The organism is Geomobilimonas luticola (assembly GCF_018476905.1).
In the GTDB taxonomy this organism is placed as follows: Bacteria; Desulfobacterota; Desulfuromonadia; order Geobacterales; family Geobacteraceae; genus Geomobilimonas; species Geomobilimonas luticola.
This window is the reverse complement of sequence record NZ_JAHCVK010000004.1, coordinates 39759-56932: the sequence shown is the minus strand read 5'-3', so window position 1 is coordinate 56932 and position 17174 is coordinate 39759. Positions and strand designations below refer to the sequence as shown.

The window sequence follows — 17174 nt, the reverse complement described above, 5'->3', positions numbered from 1 at the left end:
GTTTTCAGTGTAGTGCTAATTAATCGTCGCTACGGTTGTTGCCAGGACGGTAGATCACGTTACGAACGACCGTGCTGCTGTTGCCTGCCTCATCCGTGGCGGTGACAGTGATGGCATACAGCTTGGGAGAGGAGAAGGTGAGCCGCTGCTTGAACGCTCCGTCATCAACCTGGGGAGTATAGGTCCTGCCGTTCATGGTGATTTTGACGGTTATGTGCTCGTCGTCATCGGCAACCTTGCCACTGAGGACCAGGGACGAATTCCTGGTGGTGATGTCCTGCGTTGGGTAGGTGACTGCGAGCGAGAGGTTGCTGGTGGTAGCGGTGTAGCTTACCGTCCGCTTTACGGTAGTGATGTTACCGGCCAGGTCGGTAGCATTGACCGTGATGGTGTTGACGCCCGCTACCAGGTAGACGGTGGCGCTGTAGGTAGTGCCGGAAATGGAGGCGGATTGCGGTGCACCGTCATTGACGCTGACACTGACCGACGAGGCCTCGTTGATGGTGCCGTTCAGGGTAATGAACGACTGGCTGGTTGTGCTGTTGTCGGCCGGTGCGGAGACGGTCAGGACTGGTGCGGTCGGGTCAAAGGTTATGGTGCGGGTATCGGTCGTCTGGTTGCCGGCCTTGTCGGTGGCGATGACCGTCACGGTGTTGGCACCGGCAACGAGAGTAAGGGCGGTGCTGAAGGAACCGTCAGCGTTGACGGTGACTGCCTGGCCGTTGACGGTGACGGACTGGAGGCCACCTGCATCGCTGGCGCTGCCGCTGATGTTCAGCGTTACCTTGTTGGTCTGGGTGCCGTTTGCCAGGGCCGAGACGGTGAGGGTCGGCTTGATGGTGTCACCCGCCTGGGGGAGTGTTACGGTCACGCTGGCGCTTTTGGCGAGGGAGACGTTGCCTGCTGCATCTCTGGCCCAGGCGTAGAAGGTATTGTTCCCTTCGACGGCGGTGACGCTGGCCGGTGCAGAAGTGAGCCAGCCGCTTGTGGGGGCCGTGGAACTCTTGGTGATCTGGTACCCGGTGACACCAACGTTGTCCGTGGCGGTGAAGCTGCTGACCGGCACAGTCAGAGTGGTGGAAGTTGCCGGCAGGGTGAAGGCGCTCACTACGGGTACGGTGGTGTCGGCTGCCGGGGGGAGCGTGACGGTCACGCTGGCGCTCTTGGCGAGGGAGACGTTGCCGGCTGCATCCTTGGCCCAGGCGTAGAAGGTGTTGTTACCTTCGACGGCGGCGACGCTGGCCGGTGCGGTTGCAGTCCAGCCGGCGGCTGATGCCAGCGGAGCAGTGGCGACCTTGTTGATCAGGTAGCCGGTAACACCGACGTTATCGGTGGCGGTGAAGCTGCTGACCGGCACGGTGAGGCTGGTGGCGGTGGCGGGAAGGGTGAAGGCGCTGACCACCGGTAAGGTGGTGTCGGGGAGGGTGACGGTGACGCTGGCGCTTTTGGCGAGGGACACGTTGCCCGCCGCATCCTTGGCCCAGGCGTAGAAGGTGTTGCTGCCGGCCACGGCAGTGACGCTCGCCGGGGCGGTTGCGGTCCAGCCGGTTGCGGATGCCGCCGGAGCGGTGGCGCTGGTGGTGATCAGGTAGCCGGTGACGCCCACGTTGTCGGTGGCGGTGAAGGAGCTGACCGGCACGGTGAGGCTGGTGGCTGTAGCCGGCAGGGTGAAGGCGCTGACCACCGGTACGGTAGTGTCGGGGAGGGTGACGGTAACGCTGGCGCTCTTGGCGAGGGACACGTTGCCCGCCGCATCCTTGGCCCAGGCGTAGAAGGTGTTGCTGCCGGCCACGGCAGTGACGCTGGCCGGTGCGGTAGCGGTCCAGCCGGCGGCGGATGCCAGCGGAGCAGTGGCGACCTTGTTGATCAGGTAGCCGGTGACGGCCACGTTGTCGGTGGCGGTGAAGCTGCTGACCGGAACGGTGAGGCTGGTGGCGGTTGCGGGAAGAGTGAAGGCGCTGACCACCGGTGCGGTGGTGTCAGCGGCTGAGACCACGGTAAACGTGACATTTACAGCCGCTTCTGCGTGAACGTCGCCGGTTCCGGTGCCGTCCTGGTTGCCGAAGTAGGACATCTTCCAGGTATAGGTACCGGCCGTCGCGGGGGCCGGGGCGCTGAGGACAGCCGGGAAGGTGGTGGAACTCCCCATGCCGCTCTGATTGCCGGTGGGACGGGCGATTTCGGCACCGGTCTGGTTATAGAGGCGGGCACCGATCCAGCCGGTCCTGCTGCCGCCGTTCAGGGTTACGGTGACGGTCTCACCGGGAGCATAGGAGGTTTTGTTGGTAGAGGCGCTCAGGTTGGAATTTCCGTGATGATGGCATCCGTTGCAGGTTGCCGTGACCGGGGCTGCATGACAGTCTACGCAGCCCCTGCTGGTGAAATACGACGATTGTGCCAAAGCGTCCGTTCCCGGCAGCTGGAAAACGGCCGGAGCCGTTGCTGCCAGCGCCACTGCAAAAAGAAACTGCACCGACGTTTTACTGACTTTCTTCATGGTTACTCCTTTTGTTGTTTGCTCGGAACAAAACGTTCCCTGGTACTGCTCTTCACCGGTGAGCGGAAGTGATGACTGCTTCATTTCCTTCACGTTTCCTCCACGTGCTTGGTTGAGGCCCGGAGATTCCGCATACAAAAAAACCGGGGCCGATATCTCGTGATATTTCGGCAACCCGGCTGTCTGCGTGAGACCCTGTAGGCTTTCCGCCCCACCCTCGCGGATGGTTGAGTATTATCGTGTACCACCTGCTCAATCATGCCAATGTTTGCAACGACTGCAAACCGGCATGAACCTGCGCCTTTTCAGGCGCGTACTGCCGTTTTTCCCATAATGCGCTCCTTTCGAGAGCGGACACAAAAAAGCCGGGTCCGAATCTCGTGCGATCTTCGGCAACCCGGCTGTCTCGGTGAGACCCTGTAGGCTTTCCGCCCCACCCTCGCGGATGGTTGAGTATTATCGTGTATCACGACTGTTATTGTGTTGTAACTCCTGCGTTGTTCCCTTTATGCCCCATTCGGGCAGGCAAAGTCAAAAAAAATCTTTCTAATACAATCCGAAGGTATCGCAACCGGACAAACAGTGGTATTACTTGGTAGGATACGTGGATAAAGACCGGTTATCGCCGCTCGCCAACCAGGAAACCGGCGCGTCATTCACATAAAAAGGAGATGCCCATGCAGATCATACCCGTCATCTACCGCCTTGCCGTGTCCTTCTGGGTCGGCGGTGTCGCCATCTTCACCTTCGTTCTCACCCCGATCCTCTTCAAGACCCAGCCCCGGGATCTGGCGGGGATGATCGTCGGGGTCCTCTTCCCCGGCTATTTCCGCTGGGGGCTCGCCTGCGGCTCCGTGGCGCTCGTGACACTGCTTCTGGCGCGGGGGAAATGCTCCGTCATCGCCCTAGCGCTCATTGTGCTGATGCTGGCGGCGACCGCCTTTCAGGCGTTCTACATCGAACCGAAGGCGGCTGAAATCAAGAAGGACATCCCCTCGTTCGAAACGACCCCCCGGGATCACCCGAAACGGCAGGAGTTCGCCAGGCTCCACGGCATCTCGGCGGTCTGCAACCTGGTGGTGTTCGGCGGCGGGGTAGTGCTGGTGGTGCTGCTCTGAATCAGAAATCGTAGGTAATGCCGATCGTGGAATACACGTACTGATAGCCGGAGCCGACCTGGTTCGCCTCGGCGCGGGCTGCGATCTGCCAGTGGTCGTCGATCCTCCAGGTTACCCTGATGTCTTCCAGTGCACCGATGTGCGTCGAAAACCCGTCATCCTGGGAGACGGGGCCGGCCCACAGTCTCACCCTGAGCCTGTCGAAGAACGAATCGGCGTAGCCGGCAAGCAGCGCGTGCTGGTCGAAGAATTCCGGGCTGTAATACTCCGGGACCCTCTCCCTGTTCCTGATTCCCCGGTAGCGGTACTGGGCATGGAAATTGTCGGTGAAGCTGTAGACGGCCCGCCCCACGTAAAGGTCGCGGCTGTTGCTGTCGGATGACCAGCGGTGCCAGTATCCGCCGGTTATGGTGAAGTTCTTCACCAGTTCCCAGTCGAGGGAGCCGCCGGCGGACCAGTAGTCTATGTTTGCATCGTAGGCCTTCACCGAGTCGATGGTGCCATGGTCGATGCTCTCCTCCAGGCGGAGCGGCCCGATTGTCTGGGATGAGCCGAAGGAGAGGGGGGTCTTGAACTCGCCGTTCCAGCCCAGAAGTTTCATCTGTCCCGTAAAGTCCACGTTGTCCAGCTTCTTGTATCCCTCCACCAGTCCACCCGCAAAAATCCTGCTTCCTCCCGATTCATCGATGACGGTCTGGGTGGCGCCGACACCAACCTTTGTCGTCTTGTCCTTCCAGTGGAAAACCTGGTCGAACCCCATACTGTGGGTGCCGTCGTTGTCGTTGAAGATTTCCGACCTGACTTCCACGTCATGTTGCTGCCACGCGTGCGCGGAGGGGGGGATGGCCAGCACCAGTGCCGTCAATAGCGCTATCTGTCTCATTATTTGGTACCCCATTTCTTGGCCATGTTAAGAATCTCGCTCAGGTAACCCGTAACCGTCGCCGGAGCCATGATCGCCTGGTAGCCGAGGAGGTAGACGAGAAACCCGAAGGGATTCATCCTTACCTTCAGCCCGTACTCCGAGAATATCCTTTTCTGTTGCCAGTAGAAAAGCCCGTTGGCAATGAGCGCAAGGGGGAGGAGCAGTACCGTCATCATGCCGACGATGAGGTAGTTCTGGAAAAAGACCGCGGCGATCAGTCCCGGCAGGAAGAAGAGCAGGTAGGCACTGTCGACCAGCGGGAAGAAGAGGTTGTACCAGATGAAGGGGGAATTCATCCTTACCTTGACCAGGGTGGAGGGGTAGGATTTGAATGCCTCGATGAGGCCGCGCGACCAGCGCTTTCTCTGGCGGAAGAACTGCCGGTACGTCTCCGGGACCATGGTGAAGCAGAAAGCGTTTTCGGCATAGCCGACCCTGTATCCCAGGTCGCGCAGCCCCCAGGTGAGGACGATGTCTTCCCCGATTTTCGGGGGCCAGCCATTGAGGCGCTTGACGGCTGCGGTGCGATAGATGGAAAAAGCCCCCTGGGCCACGAGGGTCCCCTGGTACAGGGACTGCACCCGCTTGATGACGGCGATGCCATGGAAATAGTCCCATTCCTGCAGCTTGGTCATCATGTTTTCCCGGGAATTGCGCACCAGGACGTTTCCTGCCACGGCAGCCGTCTGTTTCGGGCCGAGCACGATGTTTCTGGCCAGGTTTTCGATTGCCTTCTCGTACAGGTAGGAATCGGCGTCGATGGTGATGACGAACTCGGTCGTTACCGTATCCAGTCCCGTGGAGAGGGCGGCGGCCTTGCACCTGTTTTCCGGATGGCGGATCAGTTCGAAGGACTTGCCCGTTGTCGGGTGTTGCTGGATGAACTCCGTGACCTTCTCGGCGGTCCGGTCCGTCGAGCCGTCGTCGATGACCACTACCCGCACATGTGCCGGGTACTGCTGGAGCCAGACGGACATGAGCGTATCGAATATCTTGTCCTCTTCATTATAGGCAGCGATGAGCAATGTCAGCGGCGGGGCGACGAACGGTTTCTCGACGTACCTGGGGCGCCGGTCCAGGAGCAGGGAGAAGATCATGAAGGACATGGCCCATCCCGGTATGATGGCGAGTCCTAGCACGATCAATGCTGGCAGGGGATGGTACATGCGTTCTGACAGTCCCACGTACCAGGGGATCGCGAGGTAGATGGAGGTGAGCGTCCAGAGCCCCGACAGGATGAGCGCCAGCGTGAATTTTACCCGTACGTAGACATACATGTTCGCTCCTGCTGCGTCATCGGCCGGGTTTGTGGCCGTGACGCCGTGAAGGTTTCTTTCGTGCCTTCTTTACGGGCTTTGTGTGGAGGGGTTTCTCTTTCTCAGCCACCATGCGGATCACTTTCGGGTTCCCGTCCGCGCTTTCCACCCGCTTCGAATACCGGGGGGGGACGTCGCTCAGGTTGTTCGTCGCGCGCAGGACATTCCCCTCTTTCCAGACAAATATCTGCGATTCGCTTGCCCCGGGAGTTGCAGGCGTCGTTGCTCCCCCGGCCTGCGCGGGGGGGGAAGGCGGAATGGCCGGTACACCGGAGGCTGGCGCCGGTGGCGGGGCACCTGGAGCAGGTTCCGTTTCCTCCGCCTCCCTCGCTCCGGCAACAGACCTGTATGACCTGGCGTCTGCGTCGCTCCACACGATGGTTATGCAGATAATCAGAATCGGAAACCATTTTCCCATGATACGCTTTCCTTGGGAGCTTTCATGGCCCCTCTCATTGAATCGGCCTGAGGGGGGGGATGCCATGACCCATTACGGTTCTGATATTGCAGAGGAATGTAGCGGTAAGCTCACCGTTATCTATATTTTAATGCTGATTGTACTTTTTACCACTAACTTACCGCAAAAACAATAGTTTTTATGATATTTCTAATGTGTGGTATGTCCTGGAAATATAGAACGCGGTGCTCGCTCATTAATTAACTGACAAATCAATCACTACGTGTCGGGGATTTGGTATACTTACCTCCCGAAGGAGACAACCATGAACATCCCCCCGTATCCCGACGCCCGCGACCTCGGACTGGCCGACAAGCGACTCCTTGACGACCTGTTTTCCCGGATTCAGCCCCGGGTTTCCGAGTTTACCTTTGCCAATCTTTATCTGTTCCGGGTTCCCCATGCCTATCGCCTGACCATGGTGGGGGATTCCCTCGTGGTGCTGGGACGGGGGTATGGAGGGGAAGAGTACTTCCTGCCGCCGCTGTCGGGGGAGAAGGGGCGCACCCTGCATTTCCTGCTGGCCAAGGGGCTGACTCTGGCGGTAGCGGAGGGGGAGTTCATCGAGGAGTATCTGGACAGGGAGGGGATGGAAATAATCGAGGACCGGGACAATTTCGACTATCTCTATCTCCGTCAGGAGCTGGCGGAGCTTGCCGGCAACCGGTTCCACAAGAAGAAGAACCGGGTGAACTATTTTACGGGCAGGTACGGGCACGTGGTGGAGCTCTATGGCAGAAACCATCTGGCCGGGGCGATGGCGCTCCTGGAGGAGTGGTTCCGGGTGCGGGGGGAGATGGAAAGCCCTTCAATTGCCCAGGAAGTGGCGGCGACCCGGGAAGCGTTGGAACTGGCCGGCGACCTGGGGCTTGCGGGGGTGGTGGTGCTGGTGGAGGGGGTGGTGCAGGCATTCGCTTTGGGAGAGCGGCTGAACGAAACGACGTCGGTCTGCCACTTCGAAAAGTCCGACCCGTTTCTGGAAGGGGTCTCCCAGCTGGTGGACCGGGAGTTCAACCGGCTCCTCTTCACCGACTGCAGGTTCGTCAACCGGGAGCAGGACCTGGGGGAACCGGGGCTGCGAGCTGCCAAGCTGTCCTATCACCCCGTGGAGTTGGTCAAGAAATTCCGCGTCAGGAGGGTGTGAGGAGGGAGACCAGCCGCCGGTAGTCTTCCGGCGTGTCCATCTCTTCAATCACCCACGGGTCGTTGACTTCCAGGAGCTGAACCCGCTCTTCATGTGCCTGGATGACGTCGCGCAGGGTCGGGTGCCGGTCGATGGTGGCAAGAACCTGGCGGGGGAAGAGAGTGGGGTGTCCTTTGCGCCCCCGGTAGGCCGGGATGAGGATGTCATCCGGGTGGCGCCGGTGCAGCTCCGTCAGAAACCGGCAGGTCTCTTCCCTTGCCAGCGGAGTGTCCGCCAGGGAGATGAGCACACCGCTCGCCGTTGCGGCTATCCTCTTCAGGCCGACCCGAACCGATCCGGCCATGTCACTGCCGGACGTTCCGTTCACGGCTATGGTTACCGGTAGATGGGAGATGGCGGCTGCCACCTCCTCACCTTCAGGATTTACCACCACGATGACCTCATCCAACTCCGCAGCCAGCAGGCTTTCGATGCCCCGGACGATGGCCGGCCGCCCGTCAAGGGGGAGAAGTTGCTTGCAGCACCCCATCCGCCGCGACATCCCGGCGGCCAGGAGTATGGCCGACACGTGCGGCTGCATGGCTCCTCCTTTCCTTTACCAGTTGGGCGACAATGCTGACGGCGATCTCCGCCGGGGTCTCGGCGCCGATGGGGAGCCCCACCGGCGTCACGACGCGCGCCCGGTCCTCCGCTGAAAAACCTTCCCGCTCCAGTGTCTGCAGCAGCACTTCCCGCTTGCGCCTGCTCCCGAGGAGGCCGATGAACCCCGCCCGGGTCCGGAGCGCACCCCGCACCGCCTGAAAATCCTTCTCATGACCGGTGGTGGCGATGACGATGGCCGTTTCCTCCGTGACGGTCAAGGCGGGAAAGGCATTGTCAACCTCAGCACAGATAACGTCGGCCGCGGCAGGATGCGCCGCCCGGCTGGCCATCTCCGGCCTCTCGTCCACCACCGTGACATGGAAACCGCACCCTGCCGCCAGTTCCGTCACCGCCTTTCCCACATGCCCCCCGCCGAACATGACGAGCCGCCGGCTGTTGCCATGGGGCTCGACGTATATCTGGAGAGCGCCGCCACAGACGAAGCCGTGCTCTTCCGTCAACTGGAACGACAGCGTCGACGGCACACCGCTCGCCATGGCGGCCAGGGTGGCCTGGATGGTTTCCGCTTCCACCCGTCCCCCCCCGATGGTACCGACGGTCGTGCCGTCATCCCGGACGAGCATCTTCGCCCCCGGCTTGCGGGGTGACGAGCCGCTGCTGGCGATGACCGTGGCGAGGGCGAAGGGGGTGCCGGCCCGGCTCAGCCTGACCAGTTCCTCGTAGATATCAAGGTCGGTCATGGACTACCCCTTCCCCATGCCGTCCAGAAGAGCCTTCGGGTTGAAGGGGAGGGTGCGGAGCCGCACGCCGGTGGCGGCGAACAGGGCGTTGGCGACTGCCGGTGCGATGGGGGGGACCCCCGGTTCGCCGACCCCTCCCGGCGGTTCTTTGCTCGGCATGATGTGTACCTCGATGGCGGGGGATTCGTTCATTCGCACCACGGGGTAGCCGTCGAAATTGTCCTGCTCCACCTTGCCGTTCTTGAAGGTTATGGCGCCGTGGAGGGCAGCGGAGAGGCCGAAGATGATCCCCGATTCCATCTGCGCCCTGATGGTGTCCGGATTCACGGTCCGGCCGCAGTCGATGGCGCAGATTACCCGGTGGACCTTGACGGTTCCCTTCCTGTCCGCCGATACCTCCGCAACCTGGGCGATGAAGCTGCCGAAGGATTCGTGCACGGCGATGCCCCGGCCACGGCCGGCAGGGAGCGGCTTACCCCACCCTGCCTTGGCGGCTGCCAGTTCCAGAACTCCCTTATGCCGCGGGTGTTTTGCCAGCAGTGCGCGCCGGAACGCGAAGGGGTCTTTCCCGGCGGCGTGGGCCGCTTCGTCCATGAAGCTCTCCACCACGAAGGCGGTGTGGGAGTGACCGACCGAGCGCCACCAGAGAACGGGAACCAGGAGCTTGGGTGTATGGAGGTCAACCTGAATGTTGGGGATGGCGTAGGGGATCTCTGCCGCCCCTTCCACCGACGCATCGTCGATGCCGTTTTTCACCATGGCCGATTCGAAGGGGGTGCCGGTGGCGATGGACTGGCCGACGATGGTGTGCTGCCAGGCGGTCAGATTTCCCGTGTCGTCGAGGCTGGCGCTGATCCGGTCGTACCAGAAGGGGCGGTAGAATCCCCCCTTCATGTCATCGTCCCGGGTCCAGATGACCTTGACCGGTTTCCCGGCCGCTTTCGCCACGTGAACCGCCTCCCTGACGAAGTCGGACGCGGGGTTGGCCCGGCGGCCAAAGCCGCCGCCGAGGAAGGTAGTGTGGAGATGCACCTGTTCCGGTTTGAGTCCTGCCACCTCTGCCGCGCTGTTGCGGTCCACGGTCTGGAACTGGGTGCCGGTCCAGATATCGCAGCGGTCGCTCTTCAGGTCGACGCAGCAGTTGAGGGGCTCCATGGGGGCGTGGGCGAGGAAGGGTGCCTCGAATTCGGCGGTGAGTTGTTTTGCCGCCTTTTGCATCGCCTGGGCCGGTTCACCTTCCTTCCGGGCGACGAGCCCGGGGGATTGGGCAAGGGAGACATACTGTTGCCGCAGTGCCGGGGTTGCCAGCCCCCCCTCGGGACCGTCGTCCCAGACGATGTCCAGAAGTTCCCGCCCCTTTTTCGCCGGCCAGAAGCCGGTGGCGATAACCGCCACCCCCGACGGGACCTGTACGACATCCACCACGCCGGGAACTTTTTTCGCCTTGTCCGCCGTGAAACTCGTCACCTTGCCGCCGAATACCGGTGGCCGGGCTACCACGGCGGTCAGGAGTCCCGGCAGCTGCACATCGATGCCGAAGAGCGCCGTTCCGTCGATCTTGGCAGGGCTGTCCAGGCGGTGCCGCGGCTTGCCGACGATGGCGTACCGCGCCGGATCCTTCAGGCGGACCTCCTGGGGGACCGGCAGTTTTGCCGCTTTGGCGGCCAACTGGCCGTAGGAGAGTTTTTTGCCTGCATGGACGACGAAGCCGTTCTCCGCCCGGCAGGAGGCGGGGTCGACCTTCCACTGCCTGGCAGCTGCGGCGATGAGCATCTCCCGGGCTGCTGCCCCTGCCTTGGAGAGACGTTCCCACTCGGTCCGGACGCTGGTGCTTCCCCCCGTCACCTGGAGGCCGAAAACCGTATGGTTATAGACCGGGTCAACCGGCGCCGCCTCGATGCGGATTTTTTTCCAGTCACACGCCAGCTCCTCGGCGATCAACATGGGGAGGGAGGTATAGACCCCCTGACCCATCTCGGACTTGTTGATGATGAGGGTGACGGTGTCGTCGCTGCCGATCCGGATAAAGGCGTTGGGGGCAAAGGTGGTTGCGGGATCGGCCGCCCCCGCGGAGTTGCCGAAGGGCAGATAGCAGCCGAGCACCAGCCCCCCCGAGAGGACCGCACCGGTCTTGAGGAAGTCACGGCGGCTCATCCTGATGATCTCGCTCATGGTTTTCCCCCTTTCTTTTTCGCCCCGGCGGCCCGGTGGATCGCGGTACGGATGCGGGGATAGGTCCCGCAGCGGCAGATATTCCCCGACATGGCGCTGTCGATGTCGCCGTCGGTCGGTTTGGGATGTTTTTTCAGCAGCGCGACGGCGGACATGACCTGTCCCGGCTGGCAGTAGCCGCACTGGGAAACTTCCTCGGCAAGCCATGCCTTTTTCACCGCATGCCCGGCGGGAATTCCCTCGATGGTGACGATTTTCTTCCCCGCGACGTCCCCGACGGGGGTGATGCAGGAGCGCGCAGGCTCGCCGTTCACATGGACCGTGCAGGCGCCACACAGTCCTTCGCCGCAGCCGAATTTGGTGCCGGTCAGCTTCAGCTGCTCCCTGATGACCCAGAGGAGCGGCACATCCGGCTCCACATCTACCTGGTACGCCTTGCCGTTCACGTTCAACGCTATCATGGTGCCTCCTTTTTAGGGGAAAAGGGGAAAAACAATGCGATTTTAGAAGGATAGCACGGTTGGGGGGCAATGCAAGGGAAGGGAAAGGAGACTGTATGCGCAAGGGGCGAGCACCCCGTTCCGCTCAGAGTCCCCTCGTACCGCCGTTGTACGGCTCATTTCGCGCCGGTCGTCCGACCGGCTCAGCTCAATTTCGCCTACATCGGCTGGTACTCGGGCACATTCGCTCCACGGGGCACTCACCCCTTGTGGATACAGGGTAGGGAGGATATTGCCGTGTCAGAAACGGAGGTGGTCCCGCAGTTGCCGCTCCAGCTCTTCACCGGCGGCGGGGAAATCCTCCAGGGAGAGGGTGAAATCTTCCTGCCAGTCCCGGGTCTTGTAGTAGAGCCGGTCGTAGTAGGAGGTCATGAGCTCGGCCATGAACGGCTTCAGTTCCCACCGCTCCAGGTAGCCGGCGATCTCGGTGTACTTTTCACCACCGAGCTTTTTCCGGATCCGCTCCAGGGCCGCTCCCATCCCCTCTTTGTACTCGGGTCTGCCGTACTCGTCGATGAGGCGGGCAACGCGGGTTTCCAGGGAGGCATCGCACCAGACCAGCGTTCCTTCCCGCATCACGTCGTAGAAATTGCCGGGGAGCGATATCCTGCCGATGCGCCGGCTCTCCCCTTCCAGGAGAATCGGCATGCCCGGTGGAACCTGGCGAAGCTCATTCCAGAGGAGGGTCTCGAAGCGCTTCTGGGTGAGGTCCTGGGTGAGCCCCAGTTCGCCGAAGGCGGAACCCCGATGGCAGGCGAGCCCTTCCAGGTCGACGACCCGCCAGATGTCGGTCCTTAGACCCAGGAGAAAGGTGGTCTTGCCGATGCCGGTCATGCCGTGGAGGACCACCAGCGGGCCGGAGGGGACATAGGGGGTGAAGAAGGCTGCGACGTGGTTGCGGAAGTCGCGGTATCCCCCCTGCAGCTGGACCGCCTGGTGTCCGGTCAGCTCAAGAATGCTCGTGACGGTCTTGCTCCGGAGTCCTCCCCGCCAGCAGTAGACCAGGATGGGACGACCGTTCGCGGCTTCGGCTATTTCAGCCACCATGGCGGGATAGCGATGGGCGGTCAGCTCCAGGCCTCGGCGGCGGGCCTCGTAGGGACCGGTCTGCTTGTAGAGGGTACCGATCTCCACCCGCTCCTCGTTGGAAAGGAGCGGCACGTTCATGGCGCCGGGGATATGGTCTTCCGCGAACTCCAGCGGAGTGCGGGCATCCACCACCAGGTGGCTGTCGAGCAGGGATTCGTTGAACGGTACGGTAGCGGGCATCTTTTCCTCCGGAATCAGTCGGCCGCATTATAGAGGAGAGGAGGTGACAAATGCAAGGGAGGCGATACTGCTTACGTTGCTGGCGACTGGCATCATCTTGATGATTCCTTGATGCAGTATCCTTCTATCTTGACACCCTTTTTATGCATAACGGGATAAGGTGATCTTAAAGGGTACAGGGCATGTGCCCAGAGAGAGAGGCTCTTAGCATGCGTATCTATTATTACGACACGGAAACCGGCATTTATCAAGGGGAGGACTTCGCCGACGAAGGGATGTGGTCCGGTCAGTACGAAATCTCTCCTGGTTCTACCACCATTGCCCCGCCGTCGGCAGTTCCGGGGCACTGCCTCTGCTTCGACGCTGTCCGGCAGCAATGGCTACAGACGGAGATCGGCCGCCTTTCGGTGCCGGGAATAGGTGATACACTGAAATAGCAATCGATGGAGGCGGAGTGATGACTCCCTATGAGTGGCTGCAAACAGCTATCTTCGTTATCGTTCTCCTGGTGCTGGTCAAACCCTTGGGCGCCTTTATGGCCAGGGTCTTCCAGGGGGAGCGGACTTTCCTGTCTCACGCCTTCGCCCCCTGCGAGAACATCCTCTACCGTATATGCGGAGTAAGGAAAGAGGAGGAGATGGGGTGGCAGCGCTACGCCTGGGCCATGGTCCTCTTCAACCTGGTCCTCTTTGTGGCTCTCTTCACCATGCTGATGCTGCAGCACCTGTTACCGCTCAATCCGCAGAAATTCCCGGCCTTCACTTGGCAACTGGCGCTCAACACGGCCGTCAGCTTCGTCACCAACACCAACTGGCAGGCCTACAGCGGCGAATCCACGGCCAGCTACTTTACCCAGATGGTGGGGCTGGCGGTGCACAACTTCGTATCCGCCGCCACCGGCATCGCCGTGGCGATCGCCGTGATCCGCGGCTTTGCCCGACGCACGACCTCGATGCTCGGAAACTTCTGGGTCGACATGACCCGCTGCACCCTCTACATCCTGGTACCGATCTCCCTCCTCGCCGCTCTCGTCCTCGTTTCCCAGGGGGTGATCCAGAACTTCAGCCCCTACAAGACGGTAGCGCTGGTCCAGCCGGTCACCTACGACAAGCCGAAGCTGGACGACAAGGGAAATCCGGTGACCGAGAGCGTGACGGCTAAGGACGTAACCATCCCCATGGGGCCGGTAGCCTCCCAGGAAGCGATCAAGGAACTCGGGACCAACGGCGGCGGATTTTTCAATGCCAATTCGGCCCATCCGTTCGAGAATCCGACCCCGCTTACCAACATGGTGGAGATCCTGTTGATTCTCCTCATTCCGTTCTCCCTCACCTACACCTTCGGCGCGATGGTGGGGAACACCCGCCAGGGGTGGACGCTCCTGGGGGTCATGCTCCTGATCCTGCTACTCTCCTTCACGGTACTACAGGGAGTTGAATCGAGGGGCAATCCCTCTATCGCCAAGCTCGGCGTCCACGGAGCCAATCTTGAAGGGAAGGAGACCCGCTTCGGCCTGGCCGGGAGCAACCTCTTCACCGTTGCCACCACCGGCACCTCCTGCGGCGCGGTGAACACCATGCACGATTCATTGACCCCCATCGGCGGGATGGTTCCGATCTCCCTGATCCTCTTGGGTGAACTGGTTCCCGGCGGGGTCGGCTCCGGGCTCTATACCATGCTTGCCTTTGCCATCATCGCGGTCTTCGTCTCGGGACTCATGATCGGGCGGACCCCGGAATATCTCGGGAAGAAGATCGAGGTGCGGGAGATGTGGCTGTCGGTAGTGACCGTCCTGATCGCCGGGGTGACGGTGCTGATTTTCTCGGGGATCGCCATGATCACCCCGCAGGCTGTATCATCCATGGCTAATCCGGGCGCCCACGGTCTTTCCGAGGTGTTCTACTCCTTCGCCTCCATGGCCAACAACAATGGCAGCGCCTTCGCAGGGCTGAGCGCCAATATAAACTTCTTCAACATCCTCGGCTCCATCGCCATGCTGGTCGGGCGGTTTGTTCCGGCAGTGGCGGTGCTCGCCATGGCCGGTTCGCTGGCGGAGAAGAAGTACGTCCCGCCAAGCCTCGGGACGCTTCCCACGGACAAGGTGCCGTTCGCGCTCTGGCTGACCCTGGTCATCCTGATCGTGGGGGCGCTCACCTTTTTTCCGGCGCTTTCGCTCGGGCCGATTGTAGAGCAGTTGCAGATGATGGGGTTATAGAATTAAACGGAACAGGACGCAGATGAACGCAGAAAAGGCGGATCAAAGTAAAATTACAAAAAAAGTATTGTTGATTAAATCTGCGTTCATCGGATTTGAATCTGCGTCCTTTAGGTTTTCTGAAAGGATTAACCCATGTCCAAACATGCACCTGAACCGATTTCCATCTTCGATCCGCGGATCATGCGACCCGCGCTGATCGATTCCTTCAGAAAACTCGACCCCCGCGACCTGTGGCGTAACCCGGTCATGTTCGCGGTGGAGATCGCCAGTTTCATCACCCTGGTGACGTTCGTCATGTCGCTCACCGGTGCCAACAAGGAGCCGGCCTGGTTCACCGGCCTCGTTTCAGCCTGGCTCTGGTTGACGGTTATCTTTGCCAACTTCTCCGAGGCGCTGGCGGAGGGGCGCGGCAAGGCGCGCGCGGCCAGCCTGCGCAAGACCCGCACGGAAGTGACGGCCAAGGTCCTTGCCAAGCCCGAATTTGGCAGCGACTACACCACGGCTGATGCCAACCAGCTGCGCAAAGGAGACCACATCCTGGTGGAGGCCGGTGATCTGATTGCCGGCGATGGCGACGTGGTGGCCGGCGCGGCCCTGGTGAACGAAGCGGCCATCACCGGCGAATCGGCGCCGGTGGTGAGGGAGTCGGGCGGTGACCGGAGCGCGGTCACCGGCGGGACCACGGTGATCGCCAACTCGATCATCGTCCGGATAACCGTAAACCCCGGGGAGACCTTCCTCGACCGGATGATCTCCCTCATCGAGGGGGCAAAGCGGCGCAAGACACCCAACGAGATTGCGCTGGAGGTGCTCCTGATTGCGTTGACCCTGGTGTTCCTGCTGGTATGCGCCAACATCAGTCCCCTCTCAATTTACAGCGTGAAGGCGGCAGGCCAGGGTTCCCCTGTTTCGCTGACGGTCCTCGTGGCGCTCTTCGTCTGCCTCGCGCCAACCACCATCGCCGCGCTCCTCCCCGCCATCGGCATAGCCGGGATGGACCGTCTTTTCCAGAAGAACGTCATCGCCCTTTCTGGCCGTGCCATCGAGGCAGCCGGGGATGTGAACGTGCTGTTGCTGGACAAGACCGGCACCATCACCCTGGGGAACCGTGAGGCGGTGGAGTTCATCCCCGTGGGAGGGCATACCGACAGGGAGTTGGCCCAAGCCGCGCTCATGGCTTCGCTCACCGACGAGACCCCGGAAGGGCGAAGCATTGTGGTGCTGGCCAAGCAGAAGTACGGACTGCAAGCGGAAGCGCCCCCCACGGATGCCGAAACCATAACGTTCAACGCCGATACCCGTCTTTCCGGCATGAATACGGCGGGGAAGCAGTATCGCAAGGGGGCCTCCGACTCGACCGTCTCCTTCGCGAAGGGGCTTGGTGCAGTGAACATCCCGGGCGACTTGCGAGACGTAGTCGACCGCGTGGCCCGGGCCGGGGCGACGCCGCTTGTGGTCAGTTGCGATGCCGAGATCCTCGGGGTCGTGAACCTCAAGGATATCATCAAGGGTGGTATCCAGGAGCGGTTCCAGCAACTCAGGAGCATGGGGATAAAGACCGTGATGATCACCGGCGATAATCCCCTCACCGCCGCGGCCATCGCCGCCGAGGCCCAGGTGGACGATTTTCTCGCCCAGGCCAAGCCGGAGGACAAACTGCGACTGATCAGAGAAAATCAGGACGCCGGCTTCATGGTTGCCATGACCGGCGACGGCACCAACGATGCCCCTGCACTGGCCCAGGCGGACGTGGCAGTGGCCATGAACACCGGCACCCAGCCGGCCCGGGAGGCGGCCAACATAATAGACCTGGACTCGAACCCGACCAAGCTTCTCGACATCGTCGAGGTGGGGAAGCAGATTCTCATGACCCGGGGGAACCTCACCACCTTCAGCATCTCCAACGACGTGGCCAAGTACTTCGCCATCGTCCCGGCGATGCTGCTCTCCATCTATCCGCAGTTGAACGTGCTGAACGTCATGCACCTGGCGACCCCCATGAGTGCGATCCTGTCGGCGGTCATTTTCAACGCGGTCATCATTCCGTGCCTTGTGCCGCTGGCCCTCAAGGGGACCAAGTTCCATCCCATGCCTGCGGAGAAGCTGCTGATCCACAATCTGCTGATCTACGGCGTCGGGGGGATTGTGGCGCCGTTTGTGGGGATCAAGGTGATCGATATGGTGGTGGGAGGCTTTTTTTAGGACCTATACGTCC

14 protein-coding genes and 2 riboswitches are annotated in these 17174 nt (G+C 61.3%); of the genes, 5 read left to right on the top strand and 9 right to left on the bottom strand.

What is annotated here, in order from left to right; genetic code table 11:
* Positions 1-19: 19 nt before the first annotated feature.
* Complete coding sequence (locus KI810_RS10755; RefSeq protein ID WP_214175547.1) at positions 20-2497, bottom strand: hypothetical protein; 2478 nt, start codon at positions 2495-2497, stop codon at positions 20-22.
* Positions 2498-2663: 166 nt separating this feature from the next.
* A riboswitch (cyclic di-GMP riboswitch) is annotated at positions 2664-2740 on the bottom strand.
* 145 nt (positions 2741-2885) lie between these two features.
* A riboswitch (cyclic di-GMP riboswitch) is annotated at positions 2886-2962 on the bottom strand.
* Positions 2963-3174: 212 nt separating this feature from the next.
* Here KI810_RS10755 and KI810_RS10750 point away from each other — a divergent pair.
* Positions 3175-3615 carry a DUF4149 domain-containing protein gene (locus KI810_RS10750; protein WP_214175546.1) on the top strand — a complete coding sequence of 147 codons (441 nt, stop codon included), beginning with the start codon at positions 3175-3177 and terminating at the stop codon, positions 3613-3615.
* A gap of 1 nt (position 3616) precedes the next feature.
* Here KI810_RS10750 and KI810_RS10745 read toward each other — a convergent pair whose 3' ends face one another.
* The 3 genes from KI810_RS10745 to KI810_RS10735 are packed head-to-tail and all read right to left on the bottom strand — an operon-like array spanning position 3617 to position 6274.
* Positions 3617-4498, bottom strand: coding sequence for a hypothetical protein (locus KI810_RS10745; protein ID WP_214175545.1), 882 nt, complete (start codon positions 4496-4498; stop codon positions 3617-3619).
* On the bottom strand, positions 4498-5817 hold the full coding sequence (locus tag KI810_RS10740) for a glycosyltransferase family 2 protein (protein WP_214175544.1): 1320 nt from the start codon (positions 5815-5817) through the stop codon (positions 4498-4500). Before KI810_RS10740 ends, KI810_RS10745 begins: the two co-directional genes overlap by 1 nt.
* A gap of 16 nt (positions 5818-5833) precedes the next feature.
* A complete protein-coding gene (locus KI810_RS10735) occupies positions 5834-6274 on the bottom strand; it encodes a hypothetical protein (RefSeq protein ID WP_214175543.1) in 441 nt (146 codons plus the stop codon).
* A 304-nt stretch (positions 6275-6578) separates the two neighbouring features.
* Between KI810_RS10735 and KI810_RS10730 the strand changes: the two genes are divergently transcribed.
* Positions 6579-7457, top strand: a complete 879-nt coding sequence (locus KI810_RS10730; RefSeq protein ID WP_214175542.1) for a DUF2156 domain-containing protein — start codon at positions 6579-6581, stop codon at positions 7455-7457.
* Here KI810_RS10730 and KI810_RS10725 read toward each other — a convergent pair.
* From KI810_RS10725 to mnmH, 5 genes are all read right to left on the bottom strand, one after another.
* Positions 7444-8037, bottom strand: a complete 594-nt coding sequence (locus KI810_RS10725) for a nucleotidyltransferase family protein (RefSeq protein ID WP_214175541.1) — start codon at positions 8035-8037, stop codon at positions 7444-7446. The genes KI810_RS10730 and KI810_RS10725 overlap by 14 nt on opposite strands.
* Positions 7955-8800 carry an XdhC family protein gene (locus tag KI810_RS10720; RefSeq protein WP_214175540.1) on the bottom strand — a complete coding sequence of 282 codons (846 nt, stop codon included), beginning with the start codon at positions 8798-8800 and terminating at the stop codon, positions 7955-7957. The genes KI810_RS10725 and KI810_RS10720 overlap by 83 nt, the downstream gene beginning before the upstream one ends.
* Positions 8801-8803: 3 nt before the next feature.
* The gene (locus KI810_RS10715; protein WP_214175539.1) at positions 8804-10972 is read right to left on the bottom strand and encodes a xanthine dehydrogenase family protein molybdopterin-binding subunit; all 2169 of its coding nucleotides are present in this window, start codon (positions 10970-10972) and stop codon (positions 8804-8806) included.
* Positions 10969-11433: a (2Fe-2S)-binding protein gene (locus tag KI810_RS10710; protein WP_214175538.1), complete on the bottom strand. Its 465-nt coding sequence runs from the start codon at positions 11431-11433 to the stop codon at positions 10969-10971. The genes KI810_RS10715 and KI810_RS10710 overlap by 4 nt, the downstream gene beginning before the upstream one ends.
* Positions 11434-11712: 279 nt before the next feature.
* Complete coding sequence (gene mnmH / locus KI810_RS10705; RefSeq protein ID WP_214175537.1) at positions 11713-12741, bottom strand: tRNA 2-selenouridine(34) synthase MnmH; 1029 nt, start codon at positions 12739-12741, stop codon at positions 11713-11715.
* Positions 12742-12950: 209 nt separating this feature from the next.
* On the opposite strand from mnmH, the gene KI810_RS10700 reads away from it, so the two are divergent.
* The 3 genes from KI810_RS10700 to kdpB all read left to right on the top strand — a co-directional run bounded on the left by KI810_RS10700 (position 12951) and on the right by kdpB (position 17161).
* Complete coding sequence (locus KI810_RS10700) at positions 12951-13178, top strand: hypothetical protein (RefSeq protein WP_214175536.1); 228 nt, start codon at positions 12951-12953, stop codon at positions 13176-13178.
* A 20-nt stretch (positions 13179-13198) separates the two neighbouring features.
* The gene (gene kdpA, locus KI810_RS10695) at positions 13199-14956 is read left to right on the top strand and encodes a potassium-transporting ATPase subunit KdpA (RefSeq protein ID WP_214175535.1); all 1758 of its coding nucleotides are present in this window, start codon (positions 13199-13201) and stop codon (positions 14954-14956) included.
* 135 nt (positions 14957-15091) lie between these two features.
* Positions 15092-17161, top strand: a complete 2070-nt coding sequence (kdpB, locus tag KI810_RS10690) for a potassium-transporting ATPase subunit KdpB (RefSeq protein WP_214175534.1) — start codon at positions 15092-15094, stop codon at positions 17159-17161.
* Positions 17162-17174: the final 13 nt, after the last annotated feature.

What these genes read in the sequence shown, in the direction of transcription:
- KI810_RS10700 (WP_214175536.1), top strand. Translation starts at nt 12,951, where the DNA reads ATGCGTATCTATTATTACGACACGGAAACCGGCATTTATCAAGGGGAG.
- KI810_RS10730 (WP_214175542.1), top strand. Translation starts at nt 6,579, where the DNA reads ATGAACATCCCCCCGTATCCCGACGCCCGCGACCTCGGACTGGCCGAC.
- kdpB (WP_214175534.1), top strand. Translation starts at nt 15,092, where the DNA reads ATGTCCAAACATGCACCTGAACCGATTTCCATCTTCGATCCGCGGATC.
- KI810_RS10725 (WP_214175541.1), bottom strand. Translation starts at nt 8,037, where the DNA reads ATGCAGCCGCACGTGTCGGCCATACTCCTGGCCGCCGGGATGTCGCGG.
- KI810_RS10750 (WP_214175546.1), top strand. Translation starts at nt 3,175, where the DNA reads ATGCAGATCATACCCGTCATCTACCGCCTTGCCGTGTCCTTCTGGGTC.
- KI810_RS10710 (WP_214175538.1), bottom strand. Translation starts at nt 11,433, where the DNA reads ATGATAGCGTTGAACGTGAACGGCAAGGCGTACCAGGTAGATGTGGAG.
- KI810_RS10735 (WP_214175543.1), bottom strand. Translation starts at nt 6,274, where the DNA reads ATGGGAAAATGGTTTCCGATTCTGATTATCTGCATAACCATCGTGTGG.
- KI810_RS10740 (WP_214175544.1), bottom strand. Translation starts at nt 5,817, where the DNA reads ATGTATGTCTACGTACGGGTAAAATTCACGCTGGCGCTCATCCTGTCG.
- kdpA (WP_214175535.1), top strand. Translation starts at nt 13,199, where the DNA reads ATGACTCCCTATGAGTGGCTGCAAACAGCTATCTTCGTTATCGTTCTC.
- KI810_RS10715 (WP_214175539.1), bottom strand. Translation starts at nt 10,972, where the DNA reads ATGAGCGAGATCATCAGGATGAGCCGCCGTGACTTCCTCAAGACCGGT.
- mnmH (WP_214175537.1), bottom strand. Translation starts at nt 12,741, where the DNA reads ATGCCCGCTACCGTACCGTTCAACGAATCCCTGCTCGACAGCCACCTG.
- KI810_RS10755 (WP_214175547.1), bottom strand. Translation starts at nt 2,497, where the DNA reads ATGAAGAAAGTCAGTAAAACGTCGGTGCAGTTTCTTTTTGCAGTGGCG.
- KI810_RS10745 (WP_214175545.1), bottom strand. Translation starts at nt 4,498, where the DNA reads ATGAGACAGATAGCGCTATTGACGGCACTGGTGCTGGCCATCCCCCCC.
- KI810_RS10720 (WP_214175540.1), bottom strand. Translation starts at nt 8,800, where the DNA reads ATGACCGACCTTGATATCTACGAGGAACTGGTCAGGCTGAGCCGGGCC.